The following is a 24,952-nucleotide window of genomic DNA, read 5'->3' as shown; positions in this document are numbered from 1 at the left end:
CGCGGGGCTCCCGCAGCGATGCGTACAAGGGCTCATACGACGGTGACCTGCACGCCGAGGGCGGCGATGGCGTCGAGTTCGCCGCCGCGCGCCCCGGCGTCGGTGACCAGGGTGTGCACCCCGGCCGCCGGGCAGATCCTGGCGAACGTCGCCCGGCCGATCTTCGTGTGGTCGGCGACCACGACGGTGCGGCTGCTGTGGCCGGCGAAGGCGCGGTCGGTGGCCGCCTCCAACTGGTCGTGCGTGGTGCACCCGTGGACGGCGCTGATGCCGTCCACGCCCAGGAACGCGATGTCCGTGTGGTGGTCGGCGAGGGTCTTCTCGGCGATGGGGCCGACCAGTTCGTAGCTCTCGCTGCGGGCGGTGCCGCCGACCACGATCAGGGTGACGGCCGGGCGCAGCACGAGGGCGGCGGCGATGTTCACGGCGTTGGTGACGATCGTGACGGGGCCGCGGTCGGCGAGCAGCCGGGCCACCTCCGTGGCGGTACTGCCGCCGGTGAGACCGACCACCGCACCGGCGGGGACCAGGTCGGCGGCGGCCTGCGCGATGGCCTGTTTCTGTGGCGAGCGCTGGTCGACCCGGTGCCTCAGCGGCACCTCGATGCTCAGGCCGCCCAGGACCGCGCCGCCGTGCGTGCGCTCGAGCAGCCGCTGCTCGCTCAGCCGGGCCAGGTCGCGGCGCACGGTGGCCTGCGAGACCCCGAGCAGTCCGGCCAACTGCCGCACGTCCGCGCTGCCCCGGGCTAAGACGTGCTCAAGTATCCGCGCATGGCGGTCGCTTCTCAGCACTGGGCGAGCATAGTCCGCAATCTCCGTTCCGAGCAGAGTCCCGCAGAATTACTGCGCGTTTCTGCGCGATTTCACCAAGTGCTCTGCAGTCCCCTGCTCTTGACATGACTGAAGCTGCTCGATTAACTCCCTGGCACGCCGATGTCGAGCACTCGGCGCAGAGGTACGCCTAGCCGGTAGTTGGCTTCGGCCATGAGCCCGGACTAAGTCGCCAGGACCCTTTCGCGTGTCCGAGGCGGGGACGTGCCCTCAGCTGTTCGGAGCTCTGAGATGAGCCTCAACCGTGTTCTGCGCAGGGGTGTCGCCGCGTCGGCGGCCCTCACTGCCACCGCCGCCGCCTGCCTGCTCGCCCTCCCCTCCACGGCGTCCGCGGGTCCGTCCGACGTCGCGCTGCCACCGGCTCATGCCGGGTTCGACTACCAGATCGGCGGCGCGTACACGCCGCCGGCCGGGGTCAAGGTCGTCAGCCGTGACCGGGAGGCCGCCCCCGCGCCCGGCCTCTACAACATCTGTTACCTCAACGCCTTCCAGGCCCAGCCGGGGGCCGAGGGGGACTGGGACGCCGACCTGCTGCTGCGCGACGCGGGCGGCGATGTCGTCTACGACGGCGACTGGGGCGAGGCCGTCCTGGACATCCGCACCGCCGACAAGCGCAAGCGGATCGCCGCCAAGGTCGGCGGCTGGATCGACGGCTGCGCCGACAAGGGCTTCCAGGCCATCGAGCCGGACAACTACGACACCTTCACCCGCTTCCCGGACCTGCTGACGGCCTCCCAGGCCAAGTCGTTCGTCAAGCTGCTCTCCGCGCGCGCCCACGAGCAGGGCCTGGCCGCCGCGCAGAAGAACACCCCGCAGCTGGCCGAGGCGCGCGAGGAGACCGGGCTCGACTTCGCCGTCGCCGAGGAGTGCGGCGTGTACGACGAGTGCGGGGACTACACCGCCGCGTTCGGCGACGACGTCGTGGTCATCGAGTACTCGGCCGACGGTCTGCGCAAGTCCTGCGCGGGCTGGGGCGATGAGTTGAGCATCGTGCGCCGCGACGTCGACGTGTCCCCCGCGGGCAGCAGCGGATACGTACGCAAGACCTGCTGACCCCCGGCCGTCGCGGGCCGGGCGCGTCGCTGTCCGCCACGCGCCTCGCCCGCGCAGCGGCCCCCCGCTCCACCTCCCCGCCGCCGTGCGACGTTTCCGTCCCATGGCCCTCACGCGCCGCGGGCGCACCCCGATCCCCTGGAGGTAGTGATGGCTGCAGGACCCCGAGCACCGGGAGGTCCCTCGCGGCGCGGTGTGCTGCGCGGCGCGGGCGGCGCGGCGGCGATGGTGGCGGGCGGGGGCGCCCTGGCGGGCTGCGGCACGGGGCCCGCCGACGGGGTCGGCCCCGACGGGCGGGTGACCATCCAGCTGTGGCACGGCCAGACGGACTCCGCGGCCAAGGTCATCAAAGGCCTGGTGGAGCGGTTCCACCGGGCCCATCCCGACATCCGCGTCGACATGGGCGGCGGCGTGCTGGCCGACGCCATGCTCCAGAAGGTCACCGCGGCGCTCGCCGCGGGCTCCTACCCCGACATCGCCTACGTCTTCGGCTCCGACCTGGCCAGCGTGGCCCGCAGCCCCGAGGTCGTCGACCTGACCGCGCACGTGCGGGACGCGCCGACGCCCTGGCGCAATTTGTGGGCGCCCGCCCGGGAGGCCGTCACCATCAACGGCAAGGTCCGTGCGGTGCCCGCGGTCCTGGACTGTCTCGCCGTGGTCTGCAACAAGAAGCTGTTCGCCGAGGCCGGGGTCGATCTGCCCGAGGCGGGCTGGACCTGGCAGGAGTTCACCGACACCGCGCGGCGCCTGACCGATGCCTCCAAGGGACGCTTCGGCACCGGGTGGCCCGGCACCGGCGACGAGGACACCGTGTGGCGGATGTGGCCGATGGTGTGGGACCTGGGCGGCGACGTGATCGGCGAGGACGGGCACAGCATCGGCTTCGCCAAGGAGGGCGTGCGCGCCCTTGAGGTCGTACGGGACCTGGCGCGCGACAAGAGCGTCTACATCGACCCCAAGCCGGGCAGCGAGCAGATGTACCAGGTCTTCCTGTCCAACCGGATGGGCATGGTGCCGACCGGTCCCTGGCAGCTGCCGGACATCACCCAGGCCAAGGTCGACTACCACGTGGTGCCCATGCCCAGCTTCAGCCGGCGTCCGGTGACCATCTCGGGCCCCGACACCTGGACGGTCTTCGACAACGGCCCGGCCCGCGCCGAGGCCGCTCGTACCTTCGTGACCTGGCTCAACCAGCCCGTCCAGGACAGCAGGTGGGCCGTCGAGGCGGGCAGCCTGCCGCTGAGCCGCCGCAGCCAGGACCGCCCGGCCTGGCGCGAGCACAGCGAGCAGATGCCCGGCCTCCCGGTGTTCACCAAGGCCCTCACCTCGTCGCGGGTGCGGCCCGTGCACCCGGCCTACCCCCGCATCTCCCAGTCGCTCGGGCAGGCGGTCGTCTCCGTGCTGCTCGGCCGCAAGAGCCCCGCCGACGCCGTGCGCTCGTGCGCCGAAGAGGCCAACGCCGCCCTGCTGATACCGCGTTGAGGACGCCAAGGACACCGAGGACACCCGTCATGCCATCACTTCCCCGCCCCCTGACCCTGCCCCCGGACCCCGCCTCCTCCGGCCGCCGCGCCCTGCGCCGCCGGCGCCGCAGCGAGACCGCCACCGCCTGGGCGTTCGTCTCCCCCGCGGTGCTCGTCATCCTGGGCCTGAGCGTCCTGCCGGTCATCTGGTCGCTGCTGCTGTCCTTCCAGGCCAACGACCTGGTCACACCCAGCCGCTGGGTGGGCCTCGACAACTACCGGGCACTGTCCCAGGACCCCAACTTCAGCCAGGCCGTGCGCAACACCCTGCTCTACACCCTCCTGTACGTGCCGCTGAGCATCGTCATCGGGCTCGCCCTCGCCCTGGCGCTGAACCGGCGCATCCGCTTCGTGGGTCTGTACCGCACCCTGTTCTTCGTGCCGTTCGTCATCTCGGCCACCGCCCAGGGCGTGCTGTTCTCCTTCATCCTGGATCCCGACTTCGGGGCGGCCAACTCCGTCCTGCACCACCTGGGGATCTCGCCCCAGGGCTTCCTCACCGACTCCTCGCAGGCCCTGTTCGTGCTCGTCGCCATCACGCTGTGGAGCGGCACCGGCCTGTGCACCGTCATCTACCTGGCCGCGCTCCAGGACGTCGAGCAGTCGCTGATCGAGGCGGCCCGCCTGGACGGCGCGGGGCGCCGGCACCTGCTGCGGCACGTCACCCTGCCCGCGCTCACCCCGGTCAGCGTCTTTCTGCTCCTGTGGCAGACCATCCAGTCCCTGCAGGTCTTCGACCTGGTCTATGTGACCACCAAGGGCGGACCTCTCGGCTCGACCACGGTGATCGTCTACTTCATCTGGGAGCAGGCCTTCAAGAACTTCACCGCCGGGTACGGAGCCGCGGCCGCCTACGTCCTGGCGCTGGCCCTGTTCGTCGTGGGCGCCGTGCTGCGCCTGGCCCGCGGCCGTACCCCTCGTACGAAAGCAGCCGCCTGATGACCGCGACCACCACCGCGCCCGAGGCCACCGCACGCCGGACCACCCAACCCGCCGCGCTGCCCCGCCGCCGCCCGCGCCTGCCCTTCAGCGGCTGGCACGCACTGCTCGCCCCGCTGGCGCTGCTCTTCGCCGTGCCGCTGATCTGGCTGCTGCTCAGCTCGGTGATGACCAACGCGGAGATCAACCGGTTCCCGCCGGCGCTGTGGCCCTCGGGCATCGACCTGGGCGGCTACCGCTATGTCCTGGGCAACGCCATGTTCCCGCGCTGGCTGCTCAACTCCGCGATCGTCTCGGCCGTCGCGGTCACCTCCAACCTCGTCTTCGGCGCCCTGGGCGGCTACGCGTTCGCGCGGATGCGCTTTCGCGGCTCCCGCGCGCTGCTCGTGCTGATGCTGGCGACGATGGCGGTGCCCTTCCAGCTGACGATGATCCCCACCTTCCTGGTGATGAAGAAGCTGGGCCTCATCGACACCCTGGGCGCACTGATCGTGCCCTCCCTGGTCACCCCGTTCGCGGTGTTCCTGCTGCGCCAGTTCTTCCTCTCCCTGCCCCGGGAGCTGGAGGAGGCCGCCTGGATCGACGGCTGCTCCCGGCTGCGGGTCCTGTGCTCGATCGTGCTGCCCCTTGCCCGGCCCGCGCTCGCCACGGTGGCCGTGCTGACCTTCCTGACCACGTGGAACGACCTGACCTGGCCGCTGATCGCCATCAACCACGACACCCAGTACACGCTGCAGCTGGGCCTGACCACCTTCCAGGGCCAGCACCACACCCGCTGGTCCGCGGTGATGGCGGGCAACGTGCTCACCGTCCTGCCGGTCCTGATCGCGTTCCTCTTCGCGCAGAAGGCCTTCATCCGCTCGGTCACCTCCAGCGGCCTCAAGGGCTGACCCGCCCCCGCACCACCGCCCCGCACGATCCGAAGGAACGCGATGCCACACACGTACGACCTGCTCGTCATCGGGGACGCCAACCCCGATGTGATCCTGGGCCCGCTGGATGGGCCGCTCGCCTTCGGCCAGCACGAACAACTCGTCGACGAGGGGTCCCTCACCCTCGGCGGCTCGGCCGCGATCATGGCGTGCGGGGCCGCGCGCCTGGGCCTGAAGGTGGCCTTCGCCGGACGGGTCGGCGACGACGACGCCGGACGCTACATGCGCGACACGCTCACCGAGCGCGGCGTCGACACCCGGGCCCTGCACCTGGACGCCTCCCGGCCCACCCCGCTGACCGTTGTGCTCACCCGCGGCGAGGACCGGGCCGTCCTCACCTCGCCGGGCACATTGACCGCCGTCAGCGGCGCCGACGTCCCCGGCGAACTCCTGGCCGCCGCCCGGCACGTGCACGCCGCCTCCTACTTCCTGCAGCCCCGCCTCGCCGCCGACCTTCCCCGGCTGTTCCGCACCGCCCGCGAACACGGCGCGCGGACCTCCCTGGACACCCAGGACGACCCCTCGGGGCAGTGGGACCCGGCCGCCCCGGGCGCCGTCCTGGCCCACACCGACGTCCTGCTGCCCAACGCCCAAGAGGCCCTGCGGCTGGCCGGACTGCCCTCCGGCAGCCCGGAACAGGCGGCCGAACTCCTGGCCGCCCGCGTCCCCCTCGCCGTCGTCAAGAACGGCGCCGCGGGCGCCCTGTGCCACGACGGCCGCACGCTGCACAGCGCACCGGGCCTGCCCCTGACCCCCAAGGACACCGTCGGCGCCGGAGACAGCTTCGACGCCGGCTTCGTCACCGCCCTCCTCGACGGCCTTCCCCCGCATGAAGCCCTGCGCTTCGCCGTCGCCTGCGGATCTCTTTCGACCCGCGCCCACGGCGGCACCCGAGCCCAGCCCACGCGGGACGAAGTCCTCGCCCACACCACTCCGAGCGGAGCGCACGCCTCATGAACCACCCCAAGATCACCTTCATCGGCGCGGGCAGCGTCGTCTTCACCCAGGGCCTGCTCGCCGACCTCTTCGCCTTCCCCGAGCTCAAGGGCGCCCACATCGCCCTGCACGACATCGACTCCGAGCGCCTGGCCACCGCGCAGGCCGCGGCCGAATACATCGCCGACCACCTGGGCGCGCACGCCACCGTCTCCAGCCACGCCGACCGCCGCGAGGCCCTGGCGGGCTCGGACTTCGTCATCAACATCGTGCAGGTCGGCATGGGCGAGGCCACCCGCACCGACTTCGACGTCCCCGCCGCCCACGGGGTGCGCCAGACCATCGGCGACACCCTGGGCATCGGCGGCATCTTCCGCGCACTGCGCACCTTCCCGCTCCTGAAGGCCCTGGGCGAAGACATCGCCGAACTGTGCCCCGACGCCTGGCTCCTGAACTACACCAACCCCATGGCCATGAACATCCAGTACCTCACCGAGGCCACCGGCCTGACCAAAGTGGTGGGCCTGTGCCACTCCGTGTACTGGACCATGCGCGACCTCGCCGACCTGGTCGGCGTCCCCTACGAGGAGGTCACCTACCGGGCCGCGGGCGTCAACCACCAGGCGTGGGTCCTGCGCTTCGAGCACCAGGGCACCGACCTCTACCCCCGCCTGGACGAACTCATCGCCAAGGACGAGCAGCTGAGGCGCCGGGTGCGCGTGGACATGTACCGGCGCCTGGGCTACTACCCCACCGAGACCAGCGAGCACTCCTCCGAGTACGTCCCCTGGTACCTGCACCACGACAGCGAGATCGAGCGCCTGCGCCTGCCGGTCGGCGCCTACCTGGGCATCGTCGACGAGAACGTCGCCGCCTACCACCAGACCCGCGACGCCCTGGCCGCGGGCGAGCCGCTCACCGTCGAGGGCACCATGGAGTACGCCCCGCAGATCATCCACAGCATCGTCACCGGCACCCCGCGCACCGTGTACGGCAACGTCCCCAACCACGGCCTGATCGACAACCTGCCGGACCACGGAGTGGTCGAAGTCCCCTGCCTCGTGGACGCCTCCGGCATCCAGCCCACCCGCGCGGGCTCCCTGCCCCCGCAGCTCGCCGCGCTCAACCGCACCTACCTCAGCATGAACGACCTGGTCGTGCGCGCCGCCGTCGAGGACGAGCCCCGCCACATCCGGCACGCGGCCATGACCGACCCGGCCACCGCCGCGGCCCTGACCGTGGAGCAGATCTGGCGGCTGTGCGACGACATGGTCCGCGCCCACGCGGACCGCCTCCAGCCCTCCCTGCGCCAGGTCCTCGGCGACTGACCGCCCTGCCGGGCGACCGACCCGGCACCCCACGCCTCTCCCGCAGTGCCGGGAGTGCGCGCTGGGGCAACGGCCCGCCTACGCGCGGATGCTGCCCGCCAAGGGCGAGCGAACCGCCCCGGCCACCTGACCCGCTCCGTCGTCCTGGCCCGACCTCCTCGGCCCGTGACCGCGCGAGCGGCCACCCGCGGCGGCCGGTCTCCCCCGGCCGGCTGTCGCGGGCCCGGCCTCCGGCGTGCCCGACATACAACGTAAGATCGACATCGCCACACATTTGCGCACGGTCTGCTCCTCCGGGGCCGCGCGCACCGTGCCCAAGGGCGGCAGCCCTGCCGCTGCCACCCCGGACGAAAGCCCTCCATGCCCCGCCCGTACCGCCCGCACCGCTCGCGCCCCGGCCGCCTCGCCGCCTGTGCCGCCGCCCTCCTCCTGGCCGCCGCCTGCTCCACCGACGACGGCAAGGACACCCCGGACACATCCACGGACCGGGCCAAGTCCGTGCGCCAGCCCGAGGCCGACGCCGTCTTCGACTACCAACTCGGCGGCCCCTACGCGCCCGACGACGCCGTACAGGCCCTCTCCCGCGACCGGTCGGCAAAGCCGGCCAAGGGCCTGTACAACGTCTGCTACGTCAACGCCTTCCAGACCCAGCCGGGCGACGCCATCGCCTGGTGGAAGAAGACCCACCCCGACCTGCTCCTGAAGGACGACGACGGCTCCCTGGTGGTCGACGAGGACTGGGACGAGCCGCTCCTGGACATCTCCACGTCCGGCAAGCGCGAGAAGCTGATGAACGTCGTCGGGCCGTGGATCGACGGCTGCGCCACGTCGGGCTACGACGCCGTCGAGCCCGACAACCTGGACTCCTACGAGCGCTCCGACGACCTGCTGACCACCGAACACGCCGCGGCCTTCGCCGAGTTGCTCGCCGAGCGCGCCCACGACCGGGGCCTGGCCATCGCGCAGAAGAACACCACCGACCTCCTGCCCGACCGGGGCCGCATCGGCTTCGACTTCGCCGTCGTCGAGGAGTGCGCCGCGTACAAGGAGTGCGGCGACTTCGCCGACGCCTATGACGACAAGGTCTTCGCCGTCGAGTACACCCGCAAGGACTACCGCACCGCCTGCGACGCCTACGGCTCCCGTCTGTCCATCACACTCCGCGACCGCGACGTCACCCCAGAGGGCACGAAGGGCTACGTCTTCGCGCAGTGCTGATGCGCGCCGATTCTGCCCGTTTCCCCCTTCCCCGTGCCCGAAGGGGGTTTTTCCGGCGCCCGAGTTGCCCCAACCCCCGCCGCGGGCAAAGGAATTCGGGATTCCACTCGCACGGCACGGACCGGAGCCACTATCCAGGGAGGTGATGTGCCCACGCCAGAAATGGAGGGATCCGTATGGCGATACGGACCACGCACCGCACCCGGTCGGCCGGGGCCGCGGTCGCCGTCACCACCGGACTGATCTGCACCCTGTCCGCGCAGCCGGCCGGCGCGGACGAACCGGCCGCTGAACCGGCCGCGCGCCACTGCACCCTGGACGCGTCCACCGGAGAACAGCGCTGCTTCGGCACGTTCGACGAAGCCATCGAGCGCGCCACCGACGGACGCGTCAGCGACGCCCCGGCCACCCCACGGGCCGCCGTCACCTCGTCCGCGTTCCGCGCGGCCGTGCGGGAGGACTCCTCGGCCGCCGGGGACGTCGTCCAGGGAACGTTCTTCAGCGACCCCGGCTTCTCGGGCGACACGCTCACCATCAGCGGCCCCTCGCTGTGCGAGAAGGACGGCTGGGTCAACTGGCAGTACGACCTCGGCGACGACTGGAAGAACCGCATCTCCTCGGTCCAGCCCTGGGGCAACTGCGCGATCTGGCTCTACCCCGAGCCCGGTCTCGGCGGCGACCGCGACGGACCGTTCGACGAGAACACCGCCGACGTCGGCCAGATGATGAACGACCGCACCCAGTCCATCGGCTTCAGCTAGAACGCCGCCGCATACAGCGGCTCCGGCTTCGGCTTCGGCTTCGGCTTCGGCTTCGGCTGGAACGCTGCCGCGTCCGGCGGCGCAAGCCCCGGGGCCGGCGCGCTCGCGCGTCGCACGCCCTACCCCCCACAGGCTCCACCATCCCCCCACTGGAGATCACACATGATCACCCGTACCCGACTGACCGTCCTGATGGCCGCCATGGCCACCGCGGGCGGCCTGGCCCTCGCGCCCGCCGCGCAGGCCGACGAAGAGCCCCCCACCATCCGCGAGTTGCTCGACAAGTGCGACAACGGCACCGACTCCTGCGTCTTCCACCCCGACGGACCCGGCACCGACTCGATGGGCGAGGCGCACCAGGTGGGCGACAGCGCCTACAACTGCACGCAGGACCTGCAGCGTTCCAGCATCTCCTGGGCCGACACGACGGGTGAGTCCAATAGCGTCGGCGTCTCGCTCAGCGCGGAGTACGGCTTCGCCGAGGTCTTCAAGGTGAGCATCGAGACCTCCTACGGACACACCTGGGAGAGCTCGCACACCGAGACCGACACCACCAACGTCGACGTCCGCCCCGGCGAGGTCGGCTGGGTCACCCGCGAATCCCAGATGCAGCGCGTCAAGGGCACCTATGAGCTGCACTTCGAGGACAAGTTCCACGGCCACTACATCTGGTACGCCCCCTTCGACGCCACGGGCCCCAAGCCGGACGCGCCGAGCACCAAGACGCAGCACACCCGCCCGATGACGGAGCAGGAGAAGTCCGAGCACTGCGGCTGAGGCCGCATCCCGCCCTCTCCCGGCCACGGGCCGGGAGAGGGCGGGGCGTCGCGTGCGCGGGGTGCCGCCAAGGGCCCGCTCACCCCCGGTAGACCACCCTGCCCGGCAGCTCCCGGCCGTCGATGCGCGCCCACAGCCGCAGTCCGGCCAGGACCTGGCCCTTGCGCCCTCCGGCGTCCAAGGGGATGTCGTTGCCGCCGGTGCGCTGGCGGGCATCGCGATAGGCGGACGGGGCCAGGGCCTTCACGTCGACGTCCGCGCCGCGGCCCTGCACGCTGCGGCGCAGCGCCAGTACGGTGCGCTGGGATGTCTCCGCCACCTCGGCCCACCAGCTGCCGGCGGCGGCGGGTGGCAGATGGATCACGGAACACAGCGCCTCGTCAACGGCCAGCGCCGCCCGCAGCGCCGCCGGGGAGTCCTCCGGGGCGCGGGCGAAGCGGGTCAGGCGCTGGGAGATCTCGTGCTGGTAGGCGTCACGGTGTTCCGGGCTGTGCAGGGCGAGCGTGCCGCGGTGGGTGAGGCTTTCCAGGCAGTGGTGCAACTGGCCGTCGAGTTGGGCAAGGCCGCTCACCCAGCCGGCGAGCTGGACCCACACGCCCAGCGGCGTGCCGTTCTCCGCGCCCCTCACCAGGTGCGCCGCCGCGGCATCGGTGGCGTCCAGCGCCCAGTCGGGCCTGGCGCCCGCGGCGGTCAGCCGGATGCCGGGGGCCCCGAGGTGCGGCAGCGGGGGGACAAGGACCTGTTCGCGCTCGTGCGCCCACCACTCGATCCACTGCTCGCCGGCCGGGCTCTTCGCGGCCGGCGCCGCCGACCGTGCCCGCTCCCGCCACTTCGCCGCGGAGGTGCCGGGCAGCCGCAGCAGGGTGGTGTGCAACCAGAGCCAGCGGCCGGGGGTCCCGGCGGGGTCGGCCGGGTCGGGCAGCCGGAGCGGGCCGAGGTAGTCGGCGGCCTCCGTGCTGGCGGCCAACTCCTCTACCAGGGCCGCCAGTTCCGCCTCCGGAGCGGCGCCTCTGGCGGGCGCCCGCGCCGCGGCAGGCACCGGAGCGGGTCCTCGGGCCGGCCGGGCACCGGCACGTTCCTGCGGCGGCGCCGGTTCGTCCGCGGCCGGCGCCAGCAGGTGCTCCACCTCCCGCAGGGCCGCCCGGCACTGCTCGGCACCCTGGTCATCGGGCCAGGCCCGCAGCAGCTCGCTCAAGGTGGTGTGCACCCCGGCCAGCTGGGCCCGGGCCGCGGTGCCAAGGCGCGAGCCGGGGAGCGCGCACAGCGCACGCAGCGCGTCCACGGCGTTCAATGCCGGCCGTTGAACGGATCGCGCTCGGCGATGTGCTCGGTCGTGGCGTCGTCCATGACCACGCGGAACACCGACCCCGGGTTGGTCCACATCTGGCCGAGGGAATCCGCCCGCCAGTACGGCACCGGCATCCGGTGCACCCGCAGAGCGCCGTACTCGTCGAGCGTGGCCACGTACTTGGCTCCTGCCTGCGCCGCCTCCGGCCCGTTGCCTCCCTCCATCGGCGCCAGGCCCTGGTGCGGGGCCGGGACGGCGTCGATGCGTTCCATCTCCCGGTCCGGTTCGCCGGGCCGGCGCAGATAGAAGATCCAGCCGTCGTGCCCGGGCGGCTCCAGCGGCTTGCTCTCCATGCCCCGTACGACACTCTGCCGGGCAGCTCCCGTCCCCCGGAACCACTTGTCGAACCGGTCGCCCCGCGGGGCACCGTCAGGGGCATCGGCATCGGCCGGGGCGCCGTCCGGGCCCGGTGAGGGATCGGGCGCCTGCTGCCAGGGATTCTCGGTGAGCCGGAAGACGACCGTGCCCGCGTCCGGCCGGTCTCCGGCCACCCGGTTGTCGGCGACGATCTCCAGCGGCGTCCACGGCGCGTCCTTCCCGGCGCCGAGGTCCACCCGCACGGACGTCTCACCGCCCACCTCGTACTGAGGGCCGCCGCGCGCCAGATGGACGTAGAGGTTCAGGTCGGCGTCGACCTCCAGCTGGAACTTGGCCTGGTTGACCCACTCCTCCATGTTCAGCACAAAACCCGGCTCCTCTCTGGACACCCAGACATCGGGGTCGAAGGAACCCCAACCCACCCACCGGGGACCGGTGTTGCGGTGGATGCGCAGACTCTCGGTCAGGTTGCACCACTCGCTGCGCACCGCCCAGGCGCCGTCGGGGCCGATCGGACTGAGCTCCGTGCTCATCGTCAGGAGGGAATCGGTCGGATCGCCCGCCTCCAGCTGGAAGGTGGGACCGAAGTCGCACGGCAGGTAGTAGCTGAGGTTGGCGACCTCGATGCGCAGGACGTAGCGGCCCCGGCCCAGTACTCCGTGCGCGGCCTGCTCGGCGTGGGCGAAACGGCGGATGTGATAGCCCCAGCATGCCCCGATCGACGTGGCGAGTTTCCCGTACTCCTCCTCCACCTCGATGCCCGCGGGATTCCAGCGCACCTCCGTCTCCTGGCGCAGCCTGCGTTCCAGGGACCGGCGGACCAGGGGCATCCGGCTGCTCTTGCCGGTGAGGAAGATGCGGTCGAGCTCCTGGTTTCCCTTCAGGGCGTTCTTCGCGAGCGAGGCGACGAGAGTCGTGATGTCCTCCAAGGGGGGCTGCATCAAATCCTCGAAGGTCTCCGTGTCCATCCGCGGCGCCCACTCCCTGTGCCCGTCCTCCCCCTCCCCCGTCGCCTCGCCCGCGCCGATGCCGGCCAGGACGGCGTCGAGGGTTTCGGGAAGCGGCAGATACGCGGCGTCTCCCGAGCCCAGCCGGATCTTGGCCTCCTCCGCGATCCGCCACAGCAGCCAGAACGTCTGCTCGGACGCCTCGCGCGGCCCGCCCAGTACGCGATCGCCCGCCCAGCGCGTGGGCACGACCTGCTCCACGAGGTCGTGCGGATACTTCTCCTCGTCGGAGCTGCCACCCAGCAGCGATCCCGCCACGTAGCGCCCGTCCTCCTCGACGTAGCCCTTCGCCTTCTGGGTGGTGGCCAGGATCAGTTCGTAGCGGTCGGGCCACCGGGTCAGCAGATGGTCCGCGAAGGCCGCCTTGTACCAGCGGAAGAGGTGCAGCGTCATGAGGTCGCCGCCGAGCTGCAAATTCCCCGTCGAGCCGAGCAGCGTGGGGGTCAGGACGTAGAGCCGGCCGGTGAAGCGGGTGTCCTGGCCCGGCTGGGCGTCCGGGGTGCCGTCGCGCAACTGCAGGTTGATCACGGCGAGATCGGTGGTGCCGCCGCCGATGTCGACCACCAGGATGTTCTGCCCCAGGCGGTCCGTGCCGGGCAGCGGACGGCAACGGGCCCGGAACGCCTCGACGCCCGCCGCGAAGTCCCCGCCGAAGTCCCGCATGATGAAGAAGAGGGCCGCGGCGACCGCCTCGTCGAACCGGGTGTCCACGACCGTGACACCGAGACCGTCGACTCCCTCGGCTCCCGCGCCGACCAGTTCACGCAGCCTGCGGCGCACGCCGGGCGGGGCGACGGTGGGATAGGTCATGACGACGTGGTCGATCTTGCCTTGGTGCAGCTCCCTGGGGTTGGCGCCGATGTACTCGTCCCCCTGGTCGAGCAGGTAGCGCAGCCCTTCCCGGATGAGGTCGTCGGCGGTGGTCGGGGAACCGTCCGCACGCGCCGGCAGTTCCGCCAGTGCGTGGTTGCGGGCGAGATACTGCTTCAGGCCCCGGTACGAACGCGGCGCGCTGCCGGGCTGCGTGCCCACCGCGACACGCTCCTCGCCCATCCGCACCCGCAGTGCGGGGAAGGTGTCGACCACTTCGATCCGGCTGGCCAGCTCGGTGCCGCCGGACTGGTCGAGATCGGCGGGGAAGAGGCGCAGGACATCCAGCGGCACCTCGCAAAAGGCCCGGTCGTAGCAGGTGTGGAGCCGGGGGGCGACGGCACGGCGCAACCGTGCGTCGCGGGCCGCGAGCCGCACTTCGAGCGCGGTGTAGAGGGCGTGCAGCCAGCTCTCGCCGCCGTGTCCGCCCTCCAGGGCGTCGACCAGGGCGCGCACCGGATCGGCGCCGGGCCCGGCCGTGCGGGCCGTGCCGGCGCCCTGCAGCAGCTGGCGCACGACGTCGTCGAGCAGTTCCCGCCACTGGTCTTGCTCGGGACCCGCGGTGGCGGGGTCCGAGAGCAGTGCGACGAGTTCGGCGCGCAGCCGCGCCTCCTGGTTGCGGGACATGGCGCGCACCGCGAGCTGCTGCATGTCGTGGATCGTGACCGTGGAATTGGTCGTGCCGAAGTCGACGGCCGCGAAGCCGAGATGGCGCACGCTGCCGGCCGGGACACGCGCGGTGCCGGTGTCCCGCCGGGCTCCGGCGCTCTCGGAGGCGGCAGGCGCCGTGCGCTCCGGGGCGGGCTCCGCGGTGCGTTCGGTCACCGGCTCGGACCACTGGCCGGGGTCGTACCACTGGCGGGGTTCCGCGGGCGGCTCGGCCGGGGTGAGATGAAGCGTGGTGGCAAGCTCGACCGTGCGGTGGTCGGCGCCCACGGGGCGTCCGGTGACCGTGTTCACCTCGTGGTAGGTGATGCGCAGCACGAGGGACAGGTCGACCGGGCCCGGCGGAGCGTGCAGGGCGACGGAGCCGGCGCCGCGCACGACGACGGATTCCTCGACGACCTGGCCCCTGGCCTCGCTCCACAACTCCCGCACGGCGGTGAGCTGCTCCCCGGACAGGTCGGCGGGCGCGACGACGTCCAGGACCCGGATCAGGGCGGCGCTGCCCGGTGACGGCACCAGCCGCAGTGCGGGCGGTTCCAGTGCGGGCGGTTGAAGTGCGTCCGTCGCCCCGGTCAGGGTGAAGCCGTCCCCCTCGGGATCGGCCACACAGTAGGGCCCCGACGCGACGAAGTAGGCGTGCAGTCCCATGGCGGTCTCCCCCGGTCAGTGCTGTGGGCGCGGGTCGTGGGCGTGCGGGGCGCGGTGGGCGGGGCCCGGCACGGGCAGGACGTCCAGGCGGCCGGCCAGGTCCAGGACAGCGGCCTCGGGCGCGTCGCCCTCCCCCCTCATGCCGGACACCAGAAGGTCCAGGGTGTGCGGGGCGCCGACAGCCTCGTCGTACTCGTCGATGACGCTCTTGGCCGCGGAGGCCAACGTCATGTGTTCCGTGGCCAGTTGCTTGTAGACCAGACTCAGGAGTGCGGTGACCAGCTCGCGCCGGATGCGCACCGCGTGCACGATGTGCCGTTCCCACGGGTCACGGCCCTCGGGCGCCTCCGGATGCCAGGGAAAGCCGCGGTCCAGGCGCAGCGGGTAGGCGGCGTCCGCTTCGGCCAGGTCCGGATCGGGTGAGGCCGTCTCCCGCAGCACGTCGCGCCACGCCTCGATGTCGGTCATCACCTGCAGCGCCATCAGAAGGTCGACGTGCTCCTGTTGCAGTGCTCCCCGTTCCCTCTCCCGCTCGCTGACCTTGTCCCACATGCCCGACAGCTCGTCCAGGGAGCCCCTGTGCTCTTCGAGGCGGTCCTCGTGCGCGGCACGGACCCAGTCCCCCACCAGCGCCAGGAGCTGGCCGTAGCACTGCTGGAACGACGGCAGCAGCGCCTCTGGCTCGGATGCCGCCGCCGGGCCCCGCACATCGGTGCGAGAGGAGTCGGCGATCACGAAGTTCTGCGCCTTCGCCCGTTCGCGCACCCGGCGCCGCAACGCCTCGCCCGCCGCGGACCGGTCGGCACGCCGCACCGAGATCAACTGCTTGTCGCGGTCGACGGCGGCGAACAGCTCCTTCCACAGCGGCCAGCCCGCGACCATCGTCGCCGCCTCGCCGTCGATGTAACGGCGGAACTCCTCGTCGGCCCAGACATTGCCGGGCCCCATGCCCACGACCAGGCTGTCCCGCAGATCCCCCAGCGACCTGCGCGTCTCGTCCAGGGTCCGCTGGATCTCGCGGTACTCGGGCGGGTACTTCTCCTCGGGGTGGGCCTCCTTCTCCCTGGCGACCAGCGCCACGCGCATCCGGTCCACGGCCCCGGCCCGCCGCCGCACGGCCTCCGACCGGATGAGCCCGCCGTACTCCTCCGCGTGCCCGGTCAGTTGCCGGCGCAGAAGGCCAAGGCCCCCGTCATCGGCGAACTCGCCCAGAGCCTTGCTCAGCGGCGATCCCGGATCGTCCGCCTCCAGCCGGGCGGCCACCTTCGCCCACAGCTCGGTGATCTGCGAACGCGCCTCCGCACCCGCTCGCAGCCGCGCCCGCAGCGACTCGTCCAGCCGCACACTCGACGTACGGGAGAGCTGATCGAGCCCCACCATGGCCGAGACCAGCATGAGCTGTTTGCTCTGGCCCGCGGGAAGCAGCCGGTGCGCACCTTTGACGATCTTGTCGAGGACGGCCGTGTCCGGCCGCCCCCGCAGCCGCTGCTCCTTGAGACGCTCGGGCGAATCGAGCAGCGCCGCCTTCAGGACCGGAGGGTCCACGGGCATCTGGTCGAAACGGCCGCCCGCGACGAGCAGGCTCTCCCGCAGCACCTTGTCCGACTTGCGCTCCCGGCCGTCGGCCGTCGGTTCGCGCAGCATGTCGAAGAAGTCCTGCTCGTTGGCGACCGGTCCGCGCTGGCCGTTCATGAGGACCAGAACCGTGTGGATGTCCCGCAGCTCACGACGGCTCAGGAACCTGTCGCGCTCGCCGGACTCGGGGCTGTTGAGGCCGGGAAAGTCCATCAGGGTCAGCGCTCCGGCCCCCGCCAGGTCCCAGATGCCGGGCGGCACCTGCACCCGCAGCTCGACCCGCCTGATCAGCGGTACGCAGACGGCCAGGATGTCGTCCGGGATGCCGTGCCCCTCCTCCCCGGCCGGGCGGGCCAGGCTCTCGCCGCCCTCCTCCAGTTTCACGTCCGGCAGCGACATGGCGCGCTTGGCCTGGGCCTCCGAGAGGTCATAACGCCGCCCGAGCATCGGCGCCCCGGCCTCGTACGCCGTGTGCAGCAGGCCCACTTCGGCGGCGACCGCGCTCATCTTCGTACCGAGACCGGAGCCATACCTCCCGCACCACTCGACCAGCGGCTCCCAGTCACCCGGGCCGGGCCGGGCGGCTCCGAGCGCGGCCGACCGCTGATCGGGCGACCCCTCCAGCGTGGCCAACTCCACCAGCCTGTGGTGCAGGTGAGTCATCAGCTCGGTGACCTCGGCGCGCGTGCAGTACACGACCGCCCGGCCCTTGAGACTCGACTCGCGCTCGCCGCCCGCGGCCTGGCCCACGTGGATGGCGGTGACGTTCCCCGTGGTCGCCACGTCGCTCACCGACAGCAGCCCGGGCAACCCGAGCAACGCCTCGATCAGGAGCGACTTCCCCGCGCTGAACTCCCCCACCACACCGATCGAGAGCGGTCCGCGCGCCTCCCGCAGCAGCCCGGCCACCGCCGACCTGAACTCCTCCCGCCCGGCGTGCAGTTCGGGATCCTGTGCGGTGTCGTTCGACGGCGACCTGTCCAGGGCCTCCAGCATCTTGACCGCCCACTGGACATAGCCGTCCATACCGCTGCCGCCCATGCCTGCCTTGCCCATCGTTCCCCCCGCGCCACCCCCGACAAGGATCGTCCGGTCACGAGAGGAACCGCATCAATCCCTGGCACACGACGCTGAGGGCAATGTGCCGCCCCCACGGCCACGCGACAACCGTCTGTGCCAGATTGCCGGAATTCGCTCGTACTTGTATGCACCTGTGCGCATCCCGGGCACTCCCGACCCCATGGCCGCGCCGGGCCCGCGGCCCCCTGCACGGCCCCGCGACCGAAGAGACCGACGATGCCCCCGCAAACCCCGACCGAGCAGGCCCCCCGAACCCCGGGTGACCCGGGCGTCTGAGAACGATCAGACCGCGGTAAGGATGCTGCGTGCAGACCTTTCTCCCCTACGCCGACTTCACGCGGTCCGCCGCGGTCCTCGACCAGGCACGCCTGGGCAAGCAGCGGGTCGAGGCCCTGCAGGTGCTGCGCGGCCTGACCGTGCCCGGCTACGGATGGCGCAACCATCCCGCGGTCCGTATGTGGATCGGCTACGAGGAGGCCCTGGTCCGCTACGGGCTCGACGTCTGCGCGACATGGACGTCCGCGGGACACGCCGACACCTGCGCCACCACGCTCGTCACCGACTTCACCCGCCACCGCCCCGACACCCCGGTACGCACCGGACAACAGCTCGCCGCCGACGGCGAACTGCCCCCCTGGCTGGGCGACCCGGCCTTCCACCGCAGCCACCAGTCGGCACTGCTGCGCAAGGCCCCGGAGTTCTACGGCGAACTCTTCCCCGGCGTACCCGACGACCTGCCCTACCTCTGGCCGGCCTCCGACCGGGACCCCTCCTAGCGCCCTCGCCCCGGCGCCCTCCCCCTTTCATCCGGTTCAGAAATAGCGGGTGAACGGGGTCGGGTCCACGGCGAACAGGCCCTGGAAGGGGCTGTCCAGTTGGTAGATCAGGAGCACGGTGAAGGTGATCAGGGCGGACAGACCCATCACCATCACGACATGGGTGAAGCTGCGCTGGACGCCGAACATGAACATGAAGGCGATGGTGAGACCGCCGCCGACGATCAGGCCGAACCAGATCACCGGTGACAGCCGCTCCGTGGAGTCGGCCTCCCGGCCGCGGCGCGCCTCGTCCAGCGTGCTCAGCTGGGCCAAGATCTCCTGCCCCGTGGCCTGTTGGGCCGGTGTGGCACCCGCGGGGACCTGACCGGTGGCGCGCACGTCGTTCAGCAGGCGCCAGCCGGTCGGCCCCAGCGGGGTGCCCTCGGCCATGGCGGGCCACTCCGTATCGGTGACATGCCGGATGTACGTCTCGATCTCGCCGCGCATTTGCGCGTCCTGCCCCGAGGGCAGCCCCGCGGCGAGCAGATGGATCTGGTGCGCGGCGCTGGCCTCGGTGGCGGCATGGTCCTCGGCCCCGGAGTTGGTGTCCCAGACCGACACGAGGGCCAGCCCCAGGACCAGGGCGTACAGCACACCGACCATCATCGAGATGTACTCGGCGACGTCCTCGCGGGGTTCCTCCTCCGGGCCCATGGGCCAGAAACGGTGCTTGATCAGGACGACCGCCCCGGCAAGCAGGGCGACGCCCAGGACGATGGCAAGGCTTTCGATCATCGGTGGGTCCCGTTCCGTGGCGGCGCGGTCAGAGTCTGCGGGAGCCGAACACGGCGGCCGCGATGGCTGCGGGCAGCAGGACGAGGAACAGAGCGGCCAGCATGCCCATACCGGTGGGGGTGTGATCCGGCCGGACGAAACGGCTGAGCAGCGTGCGCTGCGGCCGTTCCTCCTCCGGCACCGCGACCGGTGGTACTTGCGGGGGCGGGACCGCTGGCGGTGGCACTGCCGGCGGTGGCACTGCCGGCGGGACCGCCGGTTGAATCCCTGCCGGAGCTTGTCCCGCCGCGTCGGGTACGGCGGGTACGGCGGGTGCAGCGGGTCCGGGTGGCGCGGCGCCCGGTGGACCGACGCCCGCCAGTCCGAGGCCCGGTGGCCCGACACCGGGTGGCCCGACACCGGGTGGCCCGACACCAGGAGGCCCGGCCTGGAGAGGTCCGGCCCCCGGCGGTCCGAAACCAGGAGGCCCGACACCAGGAAGCCCGGCGCCGGGTGCCGCGATGCCCGGCGGAAGAGGTACTGCGGGAAGCTGTGAAGCGAGGCGAGGCACGCCGGCCGGTGGGCCGGCGCGCGGCCGCTGTCCGGGATCCACCACGGGTGTCCGGGGCCCCGGCGCCACAGGAGTGAGGGACGCCGCAGCCCGGAGCGTGAAGCGTGCCAGCGCCCGTGCCGTCAGTCGCGGGGGTATCACCGCCTGACCGCGTGGACCGAGAGTGCGGAGCAGGTCGCTGCCTTCGGCGCGCCCCCTGCTCACATACGTGCCGGGCCCGCGCCGCACGACGGCGGTGCACGCGGCCCGTGCCCCTGCGGCGAGATGGGCGACGACCGGCTGCCCGCCCGCACAGGCGATCCGGTCCGGCGCGAGCACCGGGTCCGTGATCCGCACGCCGTGGACGGGCCGGTTGCCCCGGTTGGCCACCACATAGCGCACCTGCGCCTGCCGCGGGCCGGTGACGCGCGCCGTCTCCGTCAGCGCCAACGCGGCGCCGACCCCGGCGTACCCGGACCGCGCGGTCGCCTGTACACCACCGGCACGCAAAGAATGCGCGGTCGCCGCCATGCCGCCCGTACCCAGGGAACTGGCGGCCACGGCCACCCGCATGCCGCCGCCGCGCAGATAAGGCTGCTCCGCGACCGCCCGGACCTGACTGATCCAGACGCCGGGGCGCGCGGCCCCGGTCGCCGTGCAGCGCACCGAGCGCAGTCCGGTCAGCATCGGCACCCGGTCCCGGCCACCCGGGCAGCGGATCGCGGCCCCCGGCATACCGGGGTCCCGCACCCGTACCTGGTGCAGGTCGGCGCCACTGCGATTGATCAGGCGGTACGACTTGACGACGGGGGCGCCGGTACGGATGCCGGGGCGCAAGGCGCCGAGGCCGGGCCGGGTGTTCACCGTGACCTGGAGGGCGAGCCCGTTCGGCCCGGCACCATCGGCGACGGAGGGCCCGGCGGCCGACCAGCAGCCCGCGGCCAGGAGAAGACCGACCAGCAGCCACCGCGCCGACCGCGGGGGTGTCGCGCCCTTTCGCCCGATGATCACACCAGAAAGCTGCGCATGAGAACGCGCCCGCAGTCGACCCCGGCACGCCTACACGCCCGGTCTTTCACCCAAGCGGTGGCAGCGCCCCGCCGAACGGCACCACGGCGGTTCCACTGCCGAGACCAACAGGCCCGGCGCCGCGCGCCACCACACGGTCCGCGCGGCACGCCGGCATGGGCAGCTGCGGCGAAGGACTGCTGGCGGACGTCCCGATGATCGCCGTACCGCAGGCCGCCGACCGCATCGCGAACACGCCGGCCTGAGCCCTCCGCTCTACCGGGGCAGAGGGCCGAGATCGCCTTCGAGTGCGGCCTGGATGACCTGGGGCCGGTCCCAGAGGGCCAGGAGTTCGTTGCCGATGGCCACGCTGGGCCGCGGATCCCGGTCGCCGTGCACGACGACCGCGGCGGCAAGGAGGCTACGCGGAACCGCTCCCGCGTCAAGGAGGATGCGCCATTCCCCGGGGCCGAGTTCCAGGAACTCCAGCGTGGTGAGCCCGGCGATCTCCAGCGGATCGGCGAGCGTGCCGGGGTAGGCGGCGAGGGTCCGAAGGCGGGGCAGACCGAGGACCGGGGCAAGGCTCAGCGGCTCCGCCTCCCGGACGCCGATGGACAGGACCTCCAACTCGGGGTGTGCGGCCGCCTCGAGACTCGGCCAGTTGCGCATGTTGACGTGCGCGACGGCCGGCGCCTGATCCCCGCACGAGCTGTCACGCCGCTCGCTGAGCCGGTCCGTGACCAGGGCGGTGAGCGAGTCGGCGACCAGCCCGGCGCCAATGTTCTCCTCGTGACCGAGGATGATGATCTGGCCTGCGTGTCCGCGCGGGCCGGGCGTCAGATCGACCGCAAGGCGGTCGCCGCCGCCGTTGTCCCCGAAAGCGATCCAGCCGGGCGAGCCGACCAGGCCCTGCACCGCGGCGCCCGGCGGGGTGACGACCGCCTCCTTCGCCGCGAACTCCCAGGAACACGGGCGGGACGCGGCGTCGGCGACGTACACCTCGTCCAGCGCGAAGAGCTCACAGCCGACCGCCATCGCCGCACGTTCCGCGGCCTCGTAGCCCTCGGAGCCCTCGTCCGACTCCTCCCACCGCGCCCCCGCCACTCGATAGAGCACCTTGAGTTCCTCCGGCAGACAGACGCCGATCCGCGCTTCGGCAGCGGCGATCTCCGCGTCCGTCACACCGACCGCATCGGGCAGCCGCTCCCGCAATGTCCGCTCCAGCAACGCCGGATCGGCCGAAGGCGCCGCAACCGCACCGGGCACGGCATCGGGAAGACGGCGCCAGGGCTCAGGAACGGCGCCCTCGACCAGAAGGAGCATCCCCGGGTGCGCGGAACCGGCACCGGAGTCCACGGCAGGGCTCGGCCCGAGCAGACGGAGTGTGCTCCTCCCGTCGGGCGCTATCTTCACGTTGAACGAGACGCCGTCGACACCGGCGTCCACGAGCGCCCGCCGCACCCGCTCCACTGCCTCCGTCTCCGTCTCCGTCTCGTCGCGGAGTCCCCCGCCCCCGATTTCCCGACCCTCCACCGGCTGCCGCCGCAGGGGCAGACTCCAACTCCGCCGCCCGATCCGACCCGCGACACGAACGGTCCCGGACTCCAACTCGTCCGCCCGCCCTTCCCGCAGCAGCCGCACAACGGGCTTCCACGTCGCGAAGTCGCACAGTGCGCGCGGCGAGAAATTCTGATCAGCCATGGGCGGAGCGTACAGGCCAAAGGGCTTGTTATTACTGATACCGATTACAGCCGGGCGCGGGCCGGCCGGACCGACGCTCCGGGCGTCTGGGGGAAAACCCCCAGACCAGACGGAGGAAATCCGCGTTCCGGCGTGCCCTGACGGAGATCTAACGTGAGTACGCGGTTCTCGACCTCGGCGCGGGATGGCGCACGCTGGCTCGCCGGGACGCCTGACAGGACAGGCAGGACAGACAGGACACTGAACGCCATGCACGTCACACGCCCGAAGGATGGCGTCGCAGCCTCCCCCACCACCATCGCGATCGCGCCGGAGCACGCCGGGAAACCGACCGGCCGGCGCGGGGCACGCGCCCTCGTACGAGCCGTGGGGCGCGCCCCGTTCGCCCGGTGGGCGTGGGCCGAGGTCGCGTACTGCTTGACCGGGTTCCCGTTGGGGCTCGCGGGTGGCCTGCTTCTTGCGGTGGTGCTGGCTCTGGGCGCGGGCTTCACCGTGTCGGTGGTGTTCGCCGTGCTCGGCGCGCTCCTGTTCATCACGGGGCTCCAACTGGCCCGCACGCTGGGAGCCGTCCATCGTCGCCTCGCCGCCCGGCTCTTGGGGGACGAGACGCCCGCGCCGCCGCCGCTGCGTCCGGAGGGAGGGTTCGTCGGCCGCCTCGATGCCCGGCTGCGGGACGGGGTCGGCTGGCGCTCGGCGGCCTACGTCCTGGCGAAGTTGCCGGTCGGCTGTCTCGGGGCGTATGCCGTGCTCTGGTGGCTCGCGGGGCTGATCAATCTCACCGCGCCGCTGCGGTGGGCGGTGTTCGGGCAGCAGCCCGAGCCCGGTTCCCCGGAGGGCATGCCGGTGCTCACGCCGCTCTTCTTCGGCGGACCGGACGCGGACAGCTTTGCCGGTACGTTCCTCGCGGTCGCCATCGGTCTCTGCACCCTGCTGTGCGCGCCCTGGGTGACCCGTCTGGTGACCGGGGCCGACCGGTGGCTGATCGGCACCCTGCTCGGGCCCGGCCAAATGGCCGTTCGGGTAAGGGACTTGGAGGAGACGCGGGCGCTGGCCGTGGATGACTCGGTGGCGTTGCTGCGGCGCGTCGAGCGTGATCTGCACGACGGGGCCCAGGTCCGCCTCGTCGCGGTGGCGATGAGCCTCGAAATGATCAGGCAGCGGCTCGTCGAGAGCGAGAGCAGCGAGAGCAACGACGGCGGCCCGGGGGCCGAGCCACTGGACATCGTCCGGCTCCGTCAACTCGTCGACGCGGCGCATCACAACGCCACCCTGGCCCTCACCGAGCTGCGCGATCTGGCCCGCGGCATCCATCCCCCGGTCCTCGACGACGGTCTGCCGGACGCGCTCGCCACGCTCACCGCGCGCAGCAGCATCCCCGTCGACCTGGTGACGGACATAACCGAGCGTCCGACCCCGGCGATCGAGACCATCGCGTACTTCTGCGCGGCGGAACTGCTCGCGAACGTCATCAAGCACAGCGATGCCGGGCGGGCCGCCATCACGGTGGCGCAGCTGGACGGGCGGCTTCTCCTCCAGGTCGGTGACGACGGGCGCGGTGGCGCGGACGCCGGTGCGGGAAGCGGACTGACGGGACTGATGCAACGCGTACGCACGGTGGACGGGAGGATGAATGTCGAGAGTCCCGAAGGCGGGCCGACGGCGGTCACCGTCGAGCTGCCGCTGCACGCGTGAGAGCATGCCGCCATGCGCGTCGTGATCGCCGAGGATGCCGCCGTACTGCGGGAGTTGCTGGGCCAGATGCTCGAGGAGCGCGGCCATGAAATCTGTGCGTCCGTGAATGACGCGGACGCCTTGCGCACCGCGGTCGCCGAGCACCGTCCGGACGTCACGGTGACCGACATCCGGATGCCGCCGACGCACACGGACGAGGGGCTTCGCGCGGCCATCGACATCCGCCGCGACCACCCCGGCACGGGAGTGCTGCTCTTCTCCCAGTACGTGGAGACGAAGTACGCCACGCGGCTGCTGGCCGCGGGTTCGGCGGGTGTGGGCTATCTCCTCAAGGACCGGGTCGCGAACATCGCGGAGTTCACCGACGCCCTGGAGCGGGTCGCCGCGGGCGGTACCGCGCTCGACCCCGAGGTCGTCACCCAGCTGGCCGGGGCCGGCCGCCGTGCACAGGAGCTCGCGCCCCTCACCCACCGCGAGCGCGAGGTGCTCTCGCTGATGGCCGAGGGCCGGTCCAACGCGGCGATCGCGCAGAGCCTGGTCGTCTCCGCGGGCACCGTCGAGAAGCATGTCGCCGCCGTCTTCGACAAGCTCGGGCTGCCCGCGTCACATGACCACAACCGCCGCGTCCTGGCAGTGATCCGCTACTTGCGGGGATGATCG

Annotated in this window: 19 protein-coding genes; 12 read left to right on the top strand and 7 right to left on the bottom strand. The window is 72.1% G+C overall.

What is annotated here, in order from left to right; genetic code table 11:
• Positions 1-32 precede the first annotated feature (32 nt).
• Entirely contained in the window at positions 33-791 is a 759-nt protein-coding gene (locus ACWFR3_RS18770; protein WP_453735694.1) for a DeoR/GlpR family DNA-binding transcription regulator, read from the bottom strand.
• 270 nt (positions 792-1,061) lie between these two features.
• On the opposite strand from ACWFR3_RS18770, the gene ACWFR3_RS18765 reads away from it, so the two are divergent.
• From ACWFR3_RS18765 to ACWFR3_RS18725, 9 genes are all read left to right on the top strand, one after another.
• On the top strand, positions 1,062-1,883 hold the full coding sequence (locus ACWFR3_RS18765; protein ID WP_453735693.1) for an endo alpha-1,4 polygalactosaminidase: 822 nt from the start codon (positions 1,062-1,064) through the stop codon (positions 1,881-1,883).
• Between the two features lie 150 nt (positions 1,884-2,033).
• The gene (locus tag ACWFR3_RS18760; protein ID WP_453735692.1) at positions 2,034-3,365 is read left to right on the top strand and encodes an ABC transporter substrate-binding protein; all 1,332 of its coding nucleotides are present in this window, start codon (positions 2,034-2,036) and stop codon (positions 3,363-3,365) included.
• A gap of 29 nt (positions 3,366-3,394) precedes the next feature.
• On the top strand, positions 3,395-4,345 hold the full coding sequence (locus ACWFR3_RS18755; protein WP_453735691.1) for a carbohydrate ABC transporter permease: 951 nt from the start codon (positions 3,395-3,397) through the stop codon (positions 4,343-4,345).
• The gene (locus tag ACWFR3_RS18750; RefSeq protein WP_453735690.1) at positions 4,345-5,235 is read left to right on the top strand and encodes a carbohydrate ABC transporter permease; all 891 of its coding nucleotides are present in this window, start codon (positions 4,345-4,347) and stop codon (positions 5,233-5,235) included. The genes ACWFR3_RS18755 and ACWFR3_RS18750 overlap by 1 nt, the downstream gene beginning before the upstream one ends.
• Positions 5,236-5,277: 42 nt before the next feature.
• Positions 5,278-6,234, top strand: coding sequence for a carbohydrate kinase family protein (locus ACWFR3_RS18745; RefSeq protein WP_453735689.1), 957 nt, complete (start codon positions 5,278-5,280; stop codon positions 6,232-6,234).
• Positions 6,231-7,541, top strand: coding sequence for an alpha-galactosidase (gene melA / locus ACWFR3_RS18740; protein ID WP_453735688.1), 1,311 nt, complete (start codon positions 6,231-6,233; stop codon positions 7,539-7,541). The genes ACWFR3_RS18745 and melA overlap by 4 nt, the downstream gene beginning before the upstream one ends.
• A 360-nt stretch (positions 7,542-7,901) precedes the next feature.
• Positions 7,902-8,759: an endo alpha-1,4 polygalactosaminidase gene (locus ACWFR3_RS18735; RefSeq protein WP_453735687.1), complete on the top strand. Its 858-nt coding sequence runs from the start codon at positions 7,902-7,904 to the stop codon at positions 8,757-8,759.
• A gap of 176 nt (positions 8,760-8,935) precedes the next feature.
• Positions 8,936-9,520, top strand: coding sequence for a hypothetical protein (locus ACWFR3_RS18730; protein WP_453735686.1), 585 nt, complete (start codon positions 8,936-8,938; stop codon positions 9,518-9,520).
• Positions 9,521-9,682: 162 nt separating this feature from the next.
• On the top strand, positions 9,683-10,297 hold the full coding sequence (locus tag ACWFR3_RS18725) for a hypothetical protein (protein WP_453735685.1): 615 nt from the start codon (positions 9,683-9,685) through the stop codon (positions 10,295-10,297).
• A gap of 79 nt (positions 10,298-10,376) precedes the next feature.
• Here ACWFR3_RS18725 and ACWFR3_RS18720 read toward each other — a convergent pair whose 3' ends face one another.
• From ACWFR3_RS18720 to ACWFR3_RS18710, 3 genes are read right to left on the bottom strand one after another with little or no spacing between them, the layout of a single operon-like run.
• Positions 10,377-11,579, bottom strand: a complete 1,203-nt coding sequence (locus ACWFR3_RS18720) for a hypothetical protein (protein WP_453735684.1) — start codon at positions 11,577-11,579, stop codon at positions 10,377-10,379.
• A 5-nt stretch (positions 11,580-11,584) separates the two neighbouring features.
• On the bottom strand, positions 11,585-15,154 hold the full coding sequence (locus tag ACWFR3_RS18715) for an Hsp70 family protein (RefSeq protein WP_453735683.1): 3,570 nt from the start codon (positions 15,152-15,154) through the stop codon (positions 11,585-11,587).
• Between the two features lie 15 nt (positions 15,155-15,169).
• Positions 15,170-17,785: a hypothetical protein gene (locus tag ACWFR3_RS18710; RefSeq protein WP_453735682.1), complete on the bottom strand. Its 2,616-nt coding sequence runs from the start codon at positions 17,783-17,785 to the stop codon at positions 15,170-15,172.
• A gap of 329 nt (positions 17,786-18,114) precedes the next feature.
• Here ACWFR3_RS18710 and ACWFR3_RS18705 point away from each other — a divergent pair, with 329 nt between their 5' ends.
• On the top strand, positions 18,115-18,585 hold the full coding sequence (locus tag ACWFR3_RS18705; RefSeq protein ID WP_453735681.1) for an MSMEG_6728 family protein: 471 nt from the start codon (positions 18,115-18,117) through the stop codon (positions 18,583-18,585).
• Between the two features lie 36 nt (positions 18,586-18,621).
• On the opposite strand, the gene ACWFR3_RS18700 is transcribed toward ACWFR3_RS18705, so the two are convergent.
• The 3 genes from ACWFR3_RS18700 to ACWFR3_RS18690 all read right to left on the bottom strand — a co-directional run bounded on the left by ACWFR3_RS18700 (position 18,622) and on the right by ACWFR3_RS18690 (position 22,600).
• Entirely contained in the window at positions 18,622-19,362 is a 741-nt protein-coding gene (locus tag ACWFR3_RS18700) for a bestrophin-like domain (RefSeq protein WP_453735680.1), read from the bottom strand.
• Between the two features lie 28 nt (positions 19,363-19,390).
• Positions 19,391-20,902, bottom strand: coding sequence for a hypothetical protein (locus ACWFR3_RS18695; RefSeq protein ID WP_453735679.1), 1,512 nt, complete (start codon positions 20,900-20,902; stop codon positions 19,391-19,393).
• A 273-nt stretch (positions 20,903-21,175) separates the two neighbouring features.
• On the bottom strand, positions 21,176-22,600 hold the full coding sequence (locus ACWFR3_RS18690) for an SMI1/KNR4 family protein (RefSeq protein ID WP_453735678.1): 1,425 nt from the start codon (positions 22,598-22,600) through the stop codon (positions 21,176-21,178).
• A 249-nt stretch (positions 22,601-22,849) separates the two neighbouring features.
• On the opposite strand from ACWFR3_RS18690, the gene ACWFR3_RS18685 reads away from it, so the two are divergent.
• Both ACWFR3_RS18685 and ACWFR3_RS18680 read left to right on the top strand, forming a co-directional pair.
• On the top strand, positions 22,850-24,292 hold the full coding sequence (locus ACWFR3_RS18685) for a sensor histidine kinase (RefSeq protein ID WP_453735677.1): 1,443 nt from the start codon (positions 22,850-22,852) through the stop codon (positions 24,290-24,292).
• A 12-nt stretch (positions 24,293-24,304) separates the two neighbouring features.
• Positions 24,305-24,949 (top strand): response regulator, encoded by a 645-nt coding sequence (locus ACWFR3_RS18680; RefSeq protein WP_453735676.1) that lies wholly within the window; start codon positions 24,305-24,307, stop codon positions 24,947-24,949.
• The last annotated feature ends 3 nt before the right edge of the window (positions 24,950-24,952 follow it).

Source organism: Streptomyces sp. NPDC055189, from assembly GCF_053606765.1.
The sequence above is the reverse complement of the archived record's forward strand: the minus strand, read 5'-3'. Positions and strand labels throughout refer to the sequence as shown.